The organism is Psychromonas sp. MB-3u-54 (assembly GCF_002836415.1).
Classification (GTDB): domain Bacteria; phylum Pseudomonadota; class Gammaproteobacteria; order Enterobacterales; family Psychromonadaceae; genus Psychromonas.
Genome location: NZ_PJBP01000141.1, coordinates 1 through 14,084 on the forward strand (window position 1 = coordinate 1; position 14,084 = coordinate 14,084).

The 14,084-nt window shown below is 41.3% G+C and carries 14 protein-coding genes; 3 read left to right on the forward strand and 11 right to left on the reverse strand.

Going from position 1 to position 14,084, the window contains the following annotated elements; all coding sequences use genetic code 11:
- Positions 1-47: 47 nt before the first annotated feature.
- The 9 genes from cydX to CXF72_RS10815 form a co-directional block, all read right to left on the reverse strand.
- Positions 48-176 carry a cytochrome bd-I oxidase subunit CydX gene (gene cydX, locus CXF72_RS10775; protein WP_101039023.1) on the reverse strand — a complete coding sequence of 43 codons (129 nt, stop codon included), beginning with the start codon at positions 174-176 and terminating at the stop codon, positions 48-50.
- 21 nt (positions 177-197) lie between these two features.
- Entirely contained in the window at positions 198-1,337 is a 1,140-nt protein-coding gene (gene cydB, locus CXF72_RS10780) for a cytochrome d ubiquinol oxidase subunit II (protein WP_101039024.1), read from the reverse strand.
- A 9-nt stretch (positions 1,338-1,346) separates the two neighbouring features.
- Positions 1,347-2,921, reverse strand: coding sequence for a cytochrome ubiquinol oxidase subunit I (locus CXF72_RS10785; protein WP_101039026.1), 1,575 nt, complete (start codon positions 2,919-2,921; stop codon positions 1,347-1,349).
- Positions 2,922-2,942: 21 nt separating this feature from the next.
- The gene (gene cydP / locus CXF72_RS10790; protein WP_101039028.1) at positions 2,943-3,143 is read right to left on the reverse strand and encodes a cytochrome oxidase putative small subunit CydP; all 201 of its coding nucleotides are present in this window, start codon (positions 3,141-3,143) and stop codon (positions 2,943-2,945) included.
- A gap of 493 nt (positions 3,144-3,636) precedes the next feature.
- Positions 3,637-4,641: a Holliday junction branch migration DNA helicase RuvB gene (gene ruvB / locus CXF72_RS10795; protein WP_101039030.1), complete on the reverse strand. Its 1,005-nt coding sequence runs from the start codon at positions 4,639-4,641 to the stop codon at positions 3,637-3,639.
- Positions 4,642-4,669: 28 nt separating this feature from the next.
- Positions 4,670-5,293 (reverse strand): Holliday junction branch migration protein RuvA, encoded by a 624-nt coding sequence (gene ruvA / locus CXF72_RS10800; RefSeq protein ID WP_101039031.1) that lies wholly within the window; start codon positions 5,291-5,293, stop codon positions 4,670-4,672.
- Positions 5,294-5,390: 97 nt separating this feature from the next.
- A complete protein-coding gene (gene rarD / locus CXF72_RS10805; protein WP_101039033.1) occupies positions 5,391-6,275 on the reverse strand; it encodes an EamA family transporter RarD in 885 nt (294 codons plus the stop codon).
- A 50-nt stretch (positions 6,276-6,325) separates the two neighbouring features.
- A complete protein-coding gene (ruvC, locus tag CXF72_RS10810; protein ID WP_101039035.1) occupies positions 6,326-6,847 on the reverse strand; it encodes a crossover junction endodeoxyribonuclease RuvC in 522 nt (173 codons plus the stop codon).
- A gap of 302 nt (positions 6,848-7,149) precedes the next feature.
- The gene (locus tag CXF72_RS10815) at positions 7,150-7,527 is read right to left on the reverse strand and encodes a DUF3461 family protein (RefSeq protein ID WP_101039036.1); all 378 of its coding nucleotides are present in this window, start codon (positions 7,525-7,527) and stop codon (positions 7,150-7,152) included.
- An 830-nt stretch (positions 7,528-8,357) separates the two neighbouring features.
- Here CXF72_RS10815 and CXF72_RS10820 point away from each other — a divergent pair.
- The 3 genes from CXF72_RS10820 to CXF72_RS10840 all read left to right on the forward strand — a co-directional run bounded on the left by CXF72_RS10820 (position 8,358) and on the right by CXF72_RS10840 (position 12,895).
- Positions 8,358-8,726 carry a DOPA 4,5-dioxygenase family protein gene (locus tag CXF72_RS10820; protein ID WP_232784955.1) on the forward strand — a complete coding sequence of 123 codons (369 nt, stop codon included), beginning with the start codon at positions 8,358-8,360 and terminating at the stop codon, positions 8,724-8,726.
- Positions 8,727-9,758: 1,032 nt separating this feature from the next.
- Positions 9,759-11,540, forward strand: a complete 1,782-nt coding sequence (locus CXF72_RS10835; RefSeq protein ID WP_101039041.1) for a sensor histidine kinase — start codon at positions 9,759-9,761, stop codon at positions 11,538-11,540.
- 14 nt (positions 11,541-11,554) lie between these two features.
- Positions 11,555-12,895: a sigma-54-dependent transcriptional regulator gene (locus tag CXF72_RS10840; RefSeq protein WP_101039042.1), complete on the forward strand. Its 1,341-nt coding sequence runs from the start codon at positions 11,555-11,557 to the stop codon at positions 12,893-12,895.
- Positions 12,896-12,935: 40 nt separating this feature from the next.
- Here CXF72_RS10840 and sfsA read toward each other — a convergent pair whose 3' ends face one another.
- Positions 12,936-13,622 (reverse strand): DNA/RNA nuclease SfsA, encoded by a 687-nt coding sequence (sfsA, locus tag CXF72_RS10845; protein ID WP_101039044.1) that lies wholly within the window; start codon positions 13,620-13,622, stop codon positions 12,936-12,938.
- 170 nt (positions 13,623-13,792) lie between these two features.
- On the reverse strand, positions 13,793-14,084 hold a 292-nt coding region (locus CXF72_RS10850; protein ID WP_157823149.1), incomplete at its 5' end, for a TRAP transporter large permease subunit.

Below are 14,084 nucleotides of genomic sequence, written 5' to 3' on the forward strand. Positions count from 1 at the left end.
GTGATCAACACCGTTCACTTTCTCATACCACATAGCATTGATAATAATTAAGCGTGCGGATCTTCATCCACACTGTCTGCCTTCTCATTTGCTTCAACTTGCTCGTACCACAGGCCATTAATAATACCTAATGAACAAGCCAACAAAACCCCTAAAATCCACGCGAAATACCACATAAAAAACCCTTATTGTCATTGTTAATACGCTGAATGTTTATTCTTAGCCATATATTCTTTGCCAATTCGACCAAACATTTTGAAATAACACCAACAGGTGTAAAGTAAAATAATGGGCAAGAAAATAGCAGCAGCAATGGTCATAATATTAAGTGTCATCTCACTCGATACTGCATCCCAAACCGTTAAACTGACATTGGGATCAATGCTTGATGGCATAATAAAGGGAAACATACTAAAGGCAAAAGTCATTAATACGCCCGCTTGGGTAATACTGCTAAAGAAAAAAGCTAAAGCATTACGATTAAATTTACTGGCGATCCAAACCAATATTGGAAATGACAAACCAATGAGTGGTGCAATCATAGTCAGTGGATATTTATCATAGTTTGCAAGCCAAGCACCCGACTGCAACTGAGCCGACTTTAGTAACGGATTAGCAGGTCCATTTAGATCCATTAATGAAGTGATCATATAACCATCAATACCGTAAGCGACCCAAACCCCGGCCAATGCAAATAGCAGGATTGCTAACGGCGCACAATATAATGAAAGCAAACGTGCTCGTTGCTGTACAGCGCCTTCGGTTTTCATTTGCAGCCAGGTTGAACCCTGTAAAATAAATAAAGTTAACGAGAATACCCCAGTTAACAAAGCAAAAGGGTTTAATAGATCAAAAAAACTGCCCAGATAAGTTGAACGTAAGTATTCATCAAAGACAAAGGGGACTCCCTGCAGCAAATTACCAAAAGCGACACCGAAAATGATCGGTGGTACAGCGCTACCGATAAAAATCCCCCAATCCCAACTGCTCCGCCAACGCGGATCGCTGATTTTACTGCGGTAATCAAAGCCTACCGGACGGAAAAACAAAGCAAACAGGGTTAGCATCATGGCCACATAAAAACCGGAAAATGCGGTTGCATAAACGGTTGGCCAGGCAGCAAAAATAGCCCCGGCTGCCAGTACTAACCAGACCTGATTGCCTTCCCAATGCGGCGCAATACTATTGATCATAATGCGCCGTTCCTGATCGGTTTTACCGATAAAAGGCAGCAGTGCACCAACCCCCATATCAAACCCATCGGTAATAACAAAACCAATCAGTAAAACGCCTATTAATAACCACCATAATAATTTTAATGTTTCGTAATCAAACATAAGAATCTCCTATCCCTGTTTATTATTTTGCGTGAGTTTAGCTAACTGCTCGAAATGATATTTCCCGGTTTTAAGGCTACTTGGCCCTAAACGTGCAAAACGGAACATTAAGTACATCTCAATCACCAGCAATACGGTATAGAATGCGGCAATCGAAACAATACTAAAGATAAGCTGGTCGCTTGAAACACTCGAGACACCCATATGGGTTGGCAATATTTCAGCAATCGCCCAGGGCTGACGACCATGCTCGGCAACAATCCATCCGGCCTCCATCGCTATCCAGGGTAACGGCAGACTATAGAGAACTATTTTAAGGAATCTTTTATTTTTGCCTATCCGGTTACGCGCTGACTGATAAAACGCAAATAAGAAAATAAATAACATCAACACACCACAACCGACCATGATCCTAAAGGACCAAAAAATTGGCGCGACTCTGGGAATACTGAAATCAACGGCCAGCTGAATTTGCTCTTCCGTGGCATCAACAACATTTGGCGCATATTTTTTCAGTAATAGTCCGTAGCCTAAATCCACTTTCACTTCTTCAAAGGCCGCTATTTTTTCAGCGGATTTATCGCCGTTGCGCAGATCCGTCAAATACCCGTAAGCAATCATTCCGTTGCGAATACGTTCTTCATGCTCGGCCATTAATTCTTTTAATCCAATCACTTCTTCATCGATTGAACGCGTCGCAATAATACCTAACGCATAGGGAATTTTAATGGCATAGTCGGTACGCTGCTCGTCCTGATTAGGAATACCAAACAGGGTAAAAGCAGCGGGAGCAGGATGAGTTCCCCATTCGGACTCAATCGCAGCGAGTTTCACTTTCTGTACATCACCTATCTCATAACCGCTTTCATCACCTAATACGATAGTTGATAAAATGCCGGCAGTACCAAAAGCGGCGGCAATAGCAAAAGAGCGTTTAGCAAAAGCCAAATCACGCCCTTTTAGTAAATAATATGAGCTAATCGCCAGAACAAACATCGCCCCTGTTACATAACCAGAGGCTACGGTATGCACAAATTTAACCTGTGCGACCGGATTAAAAACCAGTTCGGCAAAACTTGTCATCTCCATCCGCATGGTGTTGTAGTTAAACTCTGCACCGACCGGATTCTGCATCCAGGCATTGGCAATTAAAATCCATAACGCCGACATACTTGAACCAAAGGCCACTAAAAAAGTAGCTCCGAGATGCTGTAATTTAGTCAGTCTGTCCCATCCAAAAAAGAATAAACCAACAAAGGTGGATTCTAAAAAGAAGGCCATCATGCCTTCAATCGCCAGAGGCGCACCAAATACATCACCAACATAATGTGAATAATAAGCCCAGTTAGTGCCAAACTGGAACTCCATGGTTAAACCTGTGGTCACACCAAGCGCAAAGTTAATACCAAATAGTTTGCCCCAAAACTTAGTCATATCTTTGTAAACTTCTTTACCGGTCATCACATATAAAGATTCCATGATCAGCAATAACCACGCTAACCCAAGTGTTAACGGTACAAATAAAAAGTGATACATGGCGGTCATTGCGAATTGCAACCGCGATAAATCAACTATGTCATCCATTTCTTTCTCCTAAATAAATAGTTATTTGTTATTGTTCTGCAGCGATATTTCTTGCGAGGTTACTTCTCCAAACAGATGAGCTTCATTAAACGCCACAGGATCTGAAAAATAGAAGTACTTAATAGTAAAAATAACAATAATTTTAATGATTAAAATTACTGTTATTTCACGGATTAATGGAATTGAAAAGATGCCATGTTGCGGTAAATATTTTTTAATCATTTTCACACCCGAACGATAAAATAAGCAAGCTTCCAGCTCAATGTTAATAAGCTGTTAACCACGGCAACATTCACCACCTCAAGTTTAACAATACTTTAACATCAATGAGTTACGATCTAATTACCTATTATTTATACTCAGTAATTTGATTTAGATCAAGCTTTCATTTATAAAAACCTGCCCCTGAATTCTTTATTCTAAGGACTCGATTAAGGAATAGTTTTATCTTTCAAAGGGATACTACAATGCAATAGAGTCGCTAAAAGAGTAGCTAAAAGGCGAGCTAAAGTTTAAGCGTTTTATCTTGTATTGGAGACTAATTGTTATTGGGAGAGAGCAAGTCGGTAAAGGGTAAATGGCAAGGGAGGATATTGATCATTCGCCGGGGGGATTGCTGGAAATCAACGAGATTAATAACTAATATTGTTATTGATGACCTTACCCTTTGAAGATCCCGGAGCCCTCAAAGAGTATTCTGTTTTTCATCTTTTCGCTATTGGGGTTTATCAAATCCAAAGTGTAGATAGGTTCTATTGGTGGCAATGCGTCCACGCGGTGTGCGCTGTAAAAACCCCTGTTGAATAAGGTAGGGCTCTAGGACATCTTCAATGGTTTCTTTCTCTTCGCCAATGGCAGCCGCTAAATTATCTAAGCCGACCGGACCACCCATAAAGGTATCTAAAATCGCCATCAATAACTTTCTATCCATATAATCAAAGCCTTCATTATCCACTTCGAGCATATCCAGGGCTAATTTTGCGACACTGTCATCAATAATATTGGCTTTTTTGACCTGAGCATAATCCCGTACCCGACGTAATAAACGATTGGCGATACGCGGTGTACCGCGTGAGCGCCGCGCAATCTCAACGGCGCCGGCTTCACTCATCTCGAGCTTAAAATGCCCGGCACTGCGTAACACAATACGCGTGAGTGATTTAAGGTCGTAATATTCAAGGCGCTGCACAATACCAAAACGGTCTCGCAAAGGAGAAGTTAACGATCCTGCTCGCGTTGTTGCGCCGATTAACGTAAATGCGGGTAGATCCAGCTTAATAGAGCGCGCAGCGGGACCTTCACCAATCATAATATCCAGTTGGTAATCTTCCATCGCAGGGTATAAAATTTCTTCCACAACCGGGCTCAATCTGTGTATTTCATCGATAAATAGGACATCATTTTCTTCAAGATTGGTTAACAACGCCGCTAAATCACCCGCCTTTTCAAGAATAGGTCCCGAGGTGGTTTTAATATTAACCTCGAGTTCGTTGGCAACGATATGCGATAAGGTTGTTTTACCCAACCCGGGCGGACCAAAGATAAGTAAGTGATCTAATGCTTCATTACGTTGACGCGCAGCCTCGATAAAAATTTCCATCTGCTTATTAACCTGCGGCTGACCTTCGTAATCGGCTAAAAATTTTGGACGGATGGCCCGATCAATAAAGTTTTCATCTATCTTTTGTGTGCCTGAAATCAGGCGATCTTCATCTATCATTTTTTGCCAGATCCTTTTTCTTGATCATTTAAAGCATACTTTTTAATGAACTGCGAATCAAAGCCTCACAATCCATGCCTTCCTGATAAACTTGCTGGATCGCTTTTTCCGCCAAAACCGGTTTATACCCTAAACTCACCAACGCACTAATAGCTTCATCTTTAGCATTATGGTTAGCAGCACTATTCGTAAATTCGTTTTCAAAGACCATTTTATCTGCTTCCGGTGTTAATAAATCGGCACCCGTCCAGTTTTTGAGTCGGTCTTTCATTTCAACCACTAAACGCTCAGCAGTTTTTTTACCCACACCCGGTAATTTAACTAAAGTAGTGACGGCATCATTATGAATACACTGCACAAATTGATTTGCTGACATACCGGACAAAATAGCCAGCGCTAACTTTGGCCCCACCCCATTCACTTTAACTAATTCACGAAACATCGCACGTTCATGTTTATCAGCAAAACCGTATAACAGCTGGGCATCTTCACGTACGACAAAATGCGTATAAATAATCGCTTCTTGTCCTGCATCGGGTAAAGCATAAAAAGAGCTCATCGGTAGCTGTACTTCGTAACCTACACCAGACACTTCTATTAATACTTCTGGAGGTTGCTTTTCTAATAAAACACCACGTAATCGTCCGATCATTCTAACATCCTAGCTAATAATATAATGCGACAAGCATAAAAAACAACTGAGTAAATATCCAGTATTATTTTTCGATACATGCTTTAACAAGCTAAGGTCATAACCATTTTTGAAGTTTATTCTCAAAAGCAAATAAAAAGATACCCGCCCAGATAAAGATAAAAGTAATGACTCTCGCTAAACTTAATGCTTCATCATAGATAAACACCGCCATCAAAAACATCATTGAGGGAGCAATATATTGGAAAAAACCCAGGGTTGACAGCTTTAAACGTAATGCCGCTTGTGCGAAAAAGAAAAGCGGCATCGCGGTCGCAATACCGGCAAACATTAAACAAAGATTTAACGACCAATCATTATTAAGCATATTGGCGTTTTCACCGTTAGCGACAAAAAACAGGTAATACAATGCCACGGGTAACACTAATAAGGTTTCAAAAAACAAGCCAATCAGGGCTTCAATTTTAATTTTTTTACGCAATAAACCATAAAACCCAAAAGTAATAGGCAGCACTAAAGAAACCCAAGGTAAACTACCTACCTGTACAACCTGAACAAGTACCCCAAGCAGGGCTAATGAGACGGCAATCCATTTTAGTCGGCTTAAGGCTTCATTGAGGAAAAGCAGCCCCAAAACAACATTAATCAGCGGGTTAATAAAATACCCTAAACTTGCCTCTAACATACGTCCATTATTTATCGCCCAAATAAAAACGCTCCAATTAACCGTAATGAGTAAACTTGTACAGGTTAAAAATAAAATGTTTTTGGGTTTTTTAAGGATAATCAATGCTTTTCCCCATCCTCCCAAAAAAGTGATCACAATAGCGATAAACACCACCGACCAGATCACCCGATGCGCTAATACTTCATAAATAGGAATAAAGCTAAGATACTTAAAATAAATAGGGTTAACGCCCCACAACAAATAGGCACTAAGCGCATAGACAATACCAAGCTGCGTTTGAGAAAGATCTTTCATTGTTACCTCTGAGGCGAATTGGGGGGAGAATAAAGCGTGCTAAAAATAAGTTAGCGAAACCTGCCACGCACGGTTTTAGCAACCTTCCCGGACATTGCAACAATAGTCTGGGCTGTATGGGCATGGCATATGGCAACCGCCAGACCGTCCGCAGCATCGGCCTGGGGTCTGCCCGAAAGATTTAAAATCTGCATTACCATCTGCTGAACTTGTTCTTTCGTTGCCGCGCCGCTACCGGAAACTGCCTGCTTAATCTGCCGGGCTGAATATTCACAGACATATAAATCAGCCTGAGTAGCGGCAACAATGGCTGCGCCACGAGCTTGCCCGAGTTTTAAAGCAGAATCCGGATTTTTTGCCATAAAGACTTGTTCAATACCAAACTCAGTGGGTTGATATTGTTTGATAATTTCACTAATGCCGTTAAAAATCATATCCAGTTTGGGGGCCAGCGTATCGCCTTTAGTGCGAATGCAACCACTGGCAATATAAATACATTTACTGCCTTTTTGCTGAATAACACCATATCCGGTAATTCGTGAACCGGGATCTATACCAAGAATAATACTCACAGCAAAACCTTCAAAATATATAACTAAACGGCTTAAAAATGCGCATCAAGGAGATAGTTAGATATGAATAGAAAAAGTCGCTAACTGTACGCTTTGCGGGGAAATAGAGCAAAACAAAATCATAAAAAAATTTTATTTTGTTTTTAATCGAGAGGGTTAAGAATAGAGGTAACAATAGCCGGCTGTTTGCTTTGCCTTTCAAAAAATAGAGCAAGATGGATAACCCGATGGTTAACAAACTGAAGGGTAATGCAGATAAAAAGAGCAGCTTGAGTGCTCTTCTTTGTAACGCTTAAAAATAATTACATTTGCTCTAATTTGCGTTCAATTTCTTTTATTTTACTTGCAACCACAGATTCCAAGTGTTTTAAATCCTCTAGTACCTGCACCTTTAGTTCTTTCTCTTCTTTGACATGTTCGGTCAGCGAATCGAGTTCTTTGAGAACATAACGCAGGGTGCTGCCAATCTCAGAGACATTTCTGAATCCCTTGCTGCCATAATCTATGCTTATTTTTTTTCTCTGTCTTGGAAATTTAAACTTAAGACTTTTGGCAAGAAACTGGCGCGAAGCCTTATGGAAATAGATTTTTAGAATATCATTATCACCTTCCTGGCGAAGTGTATATTTCTCGATGTTTTCATAATTGACAACACCAATACTTTTTAAGTTTGAGTACATAATAATTCCTTGAAATGAGTGATCAACTTATGCAATACGTAATGTAAGATTAATTTAATCAAATTAATCTTACATTACCGTTTTAATCGCTCTCCTAAAAGTTTTAAATACACTATATTTTAACTATTAGACCTTGCTTACGTTTTTATGAAAAATTAACATATTGATATACTGAGTGTTTTTCCTATTGCATATAAACCCAACTAAAATAAAGGCTTATAGTATTCTTACCTAAATTTTTCGGAATTTTTGAGCAGTTTACTCAATAAAGGCGCTCTTTAAGATAAGAAAACTTTCAGGTCAGTACTTAGGATCCGTATTCAATGCTTTATCTGCTGGATGCGACTTATTAATAACAAGTTCAAAATTTAACAGATCGCAAAAGCAGATATTAAGCGCTCCATACCATTTACTCTGCAGTCTTTTATCACAGCAACAAAATACAGAGGTCATTATGCTAACGCCCGAAGTCCCTAATATGGATTACGTCGTGCACATCTGTCCACAAATGAATCACGGTTTTCATCATGATTTTACGGCACGCTATGCCCCAAAAATGCAGAACTTGCCTGGCAACGCAGCATTGATTTTTTTAATAAACACCTTTCCTGAGAGCACTTGTTAAACCAGAAAATTCTGCCTTAGCTGTTATTTTGCGGGTTGGCATACTACCTCATCAGGTTTAAGAGCGAATCCATTAATTAAATTAATGGATTTAAAAGCAAGGCTCTGACTGTGATCCAAAGGATTTTTGATAACTTCATCTGGTCACAAAATAGTGGATGTGCTATTACTTGTCAGCAACAACGCCCTTTCGACAGGAAAATAAAATGGAAGATACTGAGATCACTGAAATTAAACGCCCCGCCAACATCCACAAGCATTACCATGCCCACATTTATTTTGACCCGCAAACATTGACCTTTGCAACCAGCTTGTGCCAGCAAGCGGGTGAATTGTTTGACCTTAAGGTTGGTAGAATACATCAAAAAGCGGTCGGTCCTCATCCTATGTGGAGCTGCCAAATATCGTTCACTGACAGCGATTTTGATAAATTCATTCCCTGGCTTGATGCACAGCGCAATGGACTGACCATTTTTGTGCATGGAAATACCGGAGATAATCTTAAGGACCATACTGAATATGCTTACTGGTTAGGAGAAAGTGTTGAACTTAATCTCGCTATGTTTGGGGCTTAAGCGCACAGCATACCAGCTGCGAGCTGCGAGCTGCGAGCTGCGGGCTGCGGGCTTTGAGCTTCGAGCTGCGAGCTGCGAGCTGCGAGCTGCGGGCTGCGAGCTGCGAGCTGCGGGCTGCGAGCTGCGAGCTGCGAGCTTCGGGCTGCGGGCTGCGAGCTTCGGGCTGCGGGCTTTGAGCTTCGAGCTGCGAGCTCCGGGCTCCGGGCTCCGGGCTCCGGGCTCCGGGCTCCGGGCTTCGGGCTTCGGGCTGCGAGCTGCGGGCTGCGAGCTGCGGGCTGCGGGCTGCGGGCTTTGAGTTACGAACTGAATAGTTATCGGTAGGGTGCATTCTATGCACCGAAAAAAGTGGTAAGCGGTGCGCACCCTACGAACTGCATTAGCGCCCTATTAAGCATGCTTAGGGTTAGGGGCTAGGGGTTAGGAGAAAATTATTTTAATATTTTCGATCACCGGCCTGTACTATTATAAATGCACTTTATGTACTCACTTATCAAACCTCTTGTCATAAACCGTTGCTGCGACACGCTTAAATGTCCAGCACATCAAGCGGAAAACGCTTGTTTCGGCACGCTTAAATATCCGCAGTTCCAAGCGGGAAACTATTGTAAATAAACACTAAACTCCCAATCTGAAAGACTTTTTATTGTATTGCCCTGCCCCCACTGAATATTCATCGCCTAATTTTGTGAGTCACTTGGCAAATGAATAAAAGGCTAATAGTAAAAAATTAGGTAATCTATACCCTGTATCCAGAAATTGAGGAGTTAACAGTAATGGCACTAACGAATGAAAGGTCAATAGTGAAAAATTAGGTAATATATACTCTGTATCCAGAAATTGAGGAGTTAACAGTAATGGCACTACCGAATGAAAGGTCAATAGTGAAAAATTAGGTAATATATACTCTGTATCCAGAAATTGAGGAGTTAACAGTAATGGCACTAACGAATGAAAGGTCAATAGTGAAAAATTAGGTAATATATACTCTGTATCCAGAAATTGAGGAGTTAACAGTAATGGCACTACCGAATAATGAGTCATAGTCATACCCAACGGATAACACTTGTACTTATTTTCCTTTATGTTCTAACCCTTGTTCTGTCCGTGAATTGGTTATGGAAATTTAGTTATGAACGTCTTATTACGACCAATCAGGAACAACTTGAACGCTTTAGCCGTCACCTGGAAAGTCAACTTGAACGTTTTGTTTATATCCCGCAACTGTTATCTCGACAAGGGATCTTGATTGATACATTAAATGCAGTCAATAACCCTGCTCAACTTGATATCACTAACCGCCATCTGGAATCGGTTAATGAAATTATCGGCGCATCGGACACTTACCTTCTCGATGCTAACGGTACCACTATTGCGTCCAGTAATTGGACAAAAAGCATCTCTTTTGTTGGCAAAAATTTCGCTTTCCGCCCCTACTTTCAACAGGCGATAAATAATCAGCGCGGGCATTATTTTGCGCTTGGTTCAACGTCAGATCAGCGTGGTTATTATTTTTCCTATCCGGTTAAATATGCCGCAGAAGTGTTAGGAGTGGTGGTCATAAAAATGGATCTTTCTTCAATAGAAAATAATTGGTCCGGCAAAGAGCAGCATTTTCTGGTCACTGATAAAAATCATATTGTCTTTATTTCAAGCGAAAAATCCTGGTTATTCCACAGTATGACGCCACTTTCAACTGAATTGAAAAATCAGATTTTAAACAGTCGCCGCTATCTGTCTAGAGAAATCAAAGCATTATCTTTTTCAGGTGAGTTAGATAAAAGCCCTGCATCGCTGCGTTTGAATATTAATAAACGCTTGGGGAAAACTTATTTATCACTCACCAAAACCTTAAGCAATGTGGATTGGCAGGTTCGTGTACTTGTTCCGACAACCTCCTTATTGATTAATGTCAGCATCCTTATTGTGTTGCTTTCCTTGTTTTATTTATCAGTCTATCTGGTTTACATTTTAATAAGTCAAAAACAAAATAGACGTCATGAACAAACGTTATTACAAGCCAAGGCCAAGCAGCAACTCGAATTTCAGGTGATGCACCGCACCTCGGCATTACGTGCGGAAATAGATGAAAGACGCAAAGCTGAACGGGCGCTGCGGGAGACTCAAAAAGAGTTGATCCAGTCTGCTAAATTAGCCGTGTTAGGACAACTTTCAGCCAGTATTAGTCATGAGCTGAATAACCCCTTAGCGGCTATTCGCAGTTATGCTGAAAATGCGATTATATTTCTTCAGCGGGATAAAATAGATAAAGTTTCCAATAACTTAACACGCATTACCTATCTCACCGAGCGAATGGCAAAAATCAGTTATCAGCTCAAAGCTTTTGCACGAAAATCAAACGGCGAGCTTTCTATCATCTCTTTACAGCCGGTGTTATTAGCAGCCTACGAGTTGGTTAAACCGCAGCTCAAGGCAAGCCGAGTATTATTAAAGATGGACCTGCCCGATAAATCGGTTCAGGTAAAAGCTGAGCCTATTCAGTTAGAGCAAATAGTGGTTAATTTACTTTCCAATGCCATTCAGGCAATGGAAGACAGTGAAGAAAAAAAGATTGAAATAATATTATCGGTTAATAACCAGCAGGCACTGATTGAAGTGATAGATATCGGCACGGGTATTACACAAAGTGATTTAGCGCAATTATTTGAACCTTTCTTTACCACTAAGGAAACTGGGCTTGGTCTAGGACTGTCGATTTCCCAGCAGATCATAAAAAACATGCACGGTAGAATTTGGGCGACCAATAGACAAGATCAGGGTGCCAAATTTTGTGTTAGCCTGCCATTACAGAATTAAGGAAGAGTAGAATTATGAGTCCGGTTTTTTTTATTGATGATGAATATGATTTACGCAGCGCAAGTGAACAAACCTTTGAATTAGCGGAGATTGAGGCGCACTTTTTTAGCGATGCCGAGTCCGCGTTATTAGCAATGAAAAACACGCTTCCAGTGGTTGTGATAACGGATATCCGTTTACCGGGTTTATCTGGCCAGCAATTATTAACCTCGCTACACCAGCGAGATCCTGATTTGCCGGTTATTCTAATTACCGGACATGGTGATATTTCAATGGCAGTTCAGGCGATTCGCGCCGGCGCTTATGATTTCATCGAAAAACCGTTTTTATCGGACAGGTTAATTGAAACCACCCGTAAAGCCATTGAAAAACGCCAGCTTACTCTGGAGAATCGCGATCTTAAAAAAGCACTGCAAAGTAAAGAAACACTGGGTCCGCGTATTATTGGTAATACCCCGAGCATTATTTCACTAAAGAAAATGGTCAGCCAAGTTGCCGATAGCCAGGCCGATATTTTATTGTTTGGCGAAACCGGTACAGGTAAAGAATTAGTCGCGCGCTCCCTGCATGAGCAAAGTCAACGCAATGCAAAAAACTTTGTCGCGGTGAATTGTGGCGCGATACCGGAAAACCTTATCGAAAGTGAACTTTACGGGCATGAAAAAGGCGCGTTCACCGGCGCAGGTACGCAGCGGATAGGGAAATTTGAGTATGCACAGGGGGGAACACTTTTTCTCGATGAAATTGAGTCCATGCCGATGCAGGCGCAGGTGCGTTTATTAAGAGTATTGCAGGAAAGAAGTTTAGAACGTATTGGCTCAAACAAGGCCATTTCTCTTGATATCCGTATTATCGCCGCCACCAAGATAGATTTAAAAACGGCCCCTGATTTCAGACAAGATTTGTATTACAGGCTAAATGTCGTCACCCTTGATTTACCCTCTTTAAGACAACGCAAAGAAGATATTCCGACCTTATTTCATCACTTTTTATTAGTCGCGGCGGCACGTTACGGTAAAGCAGCTCCCGCTCTTCCCGCAAATGCGCTGCAGGCATTATTAGCACATGACTGGCCGGGAAATGTGCGCGAGCTAAGAAATGCGGCCGAACGTTTTATTTTGCTCGGATCATTAACCGGATTAAATAACGATAATAACGTTGTCGATAGCGGATTAAGTTTATCAGCTCAGGTAGAAGCATTTGAAAAAGCATTAATAGAACAGGCGCTAAGTGTCACTGGCGGCAGCATTAAAGAGACGATGGTCACACTCAATTTAGCGCGTAAAACCCTTTACGATAAAATGCAAAAGCACGATCTGGAGAAACAAAATTATAAAGAACCGGAACGCTCTTAAGCTGCCATTTAATGGTGTTTATCACCCGAGTGCGCTTAAGTTACTCTTCAAGGCAGGGCAGAGTTAATTGAGGGTGATAGCAATAGACTTCTACGCCTGCTTTTTTAGCCTGCTCGAATAATTGAGCATATTTCACGTCAATGTGCCCCGCTGCCTGCACCGATTTAATGCCGCTATGCAGTACGGCAAACAGTAAAACACTGCGAAAACCCTGTTGTTTCATTTCTATTAATTCGCGAAGGTGTTTTTGACCACGCGTTGTGATTGTATCGGGGAAAAAACCTTTGCCGCAAGCAATCGGCGCTTCAAGCAAAGTACAGCTTTTCACCTCAACATAACAATCGGCTTGGTTGTCCTCAGTAAGCAGAAAATCAATGCGGCTATTTTCAGCGCCATACTTCACTTCTGCTTTAATATTGCTATAACCCGATAACGCTTCGATTTCGCTGTTATTGAGGGCCTCTTTGACAAACTGATTGGCCCTTGCCGTATTCACGCAAATCCAGTGGCCACCTTTAGTAAAAGTGAGCTCCCAGGTGTATTTATATTTACGTTTAAGATTGTTTGAGGTGCTGTACCAAACCTGATCGCCTGAATCGGCACACCCGGTCATCGCCCCGGTGTTGGGACAATAAATGGTCAGAACGTCGCCATTAGGTAACTCAATATCGGCCAGAAAGCGCTTATAACGCCTGATCAGTGTCGCTTTTTGTAAATCTTTAAACATATTTTAAACTTGCCCTATTGATTAAATTTTAATAACAATCAGCCGTAAATGAATCAATGAAATGAGTCACTGTTAAGCAGGATAAATTAACCATAGAGTTTAAGAAACTAAAAAGCCGATAAATAAGTTTATTTATCGGCTTTGAATGACAAATGAAAAATAAGCGTCTGTTAGTGAGTAATGATTTCAGGTCCCATCATCAGGGTTGGCAACCAGGTTGAAACCCATGGCACATAAGTGACTATCATCAAAAACAGGAACATAACACCGACCAGCGGTAACGCGGCTTTCACTACCCTCATCATCGACATCTTGGCAACTCCTGCGGTCACAAACAAATTCAGTCCTACGGGCGGAGTGATCATCCCTATTTCCATATTCACCACCATCATAATACCAAGGTGAATAGGATCAATTCCCAGTGAGGTGGCTATCGGAAAGACCAAAGGCGCAACAATAATA

Bases quoted from the DNA above. Each gene is read 5' to 3' on its own strand.
- ruvB (WP_101039030.1), bottom strand. From the start codon at position 4,641: ATGATAGATGAAGATCGCCTGATTTCAGGCACACAAAAGATAGATGAA.
- rarD (WP_101039033.1), bottom strand. From the start codon at position 6,275: ATGAAAGATCTTTCTCAAACGCAGCTTGGTATTGTCTATGCGCTTAGT.
- sfsA (WP_101039044.1), bottom strand. From the start codon at position 13,622: ATGTTTAAAGATTTACAAAAAGCGACACTGATCAGGCGTTATAAGCGC.
- CXF72_RS10820 (WP_232784955.1), top strand. From the start codon at position 8,358: ATGGAAGATACTGAGATCACTGAAATTAAACGCCCCGCCAACATCCAC.
- CXF72_RS10815 (WP_101039036.1), bottom strand. From the start codon at position 7,527: ATGTACTCAAACTTAAAAAGTATTGGTGTTGTCAATTATGAAAACATC.
- cydB (WP_101039024.1), bottom strand. From the start codon at position 1,337: ATGTTTGATTACGAAACATTAAAATTATTATGGTGGTTATTAATAGGC.
- cydP (WP_101039028.1), bottom strand. From the start codon at position 3,143: ATGATTAAAAAATATTTACCGCAACATGGCATCTTTTCAATTCCATTA.
- CXF72_RS10840 (WP_101039042.1), top strand. From the start codon at position 11,555: ATGAGTCCGGTTTTTTTTATTGATGATGAATATGATTTACGCAGCGCA.
- ruvA (WP_101039031.1), bottom strand. From the start codon at position 5,293: ATGATCGGACGATTACGTGGTGTTTTATTAGAAAAGCAACCTCCAGAA.
- cydX (WP_101039023.1), bottom strand. From the start codon at position 176: ATGTGGTATTTCGCGTGGATTTTAGGGGTTTTGTTGGCTTGTTCATTA.
- CXF72_RS10835 (WP_101039041.1), top strand. From the start codon at position 9,759: ATGAGTCATAGTCATACCCAACGGATAACACTTGTACTTATTTTCCTT.
- CXF72_RS10785 (WP_101039026.1), bottom strand. From the start codon at position 2,921: ATGGATGACATAGTTGATTTATCGCGGTTGCAATTCGCAATGACCGCC.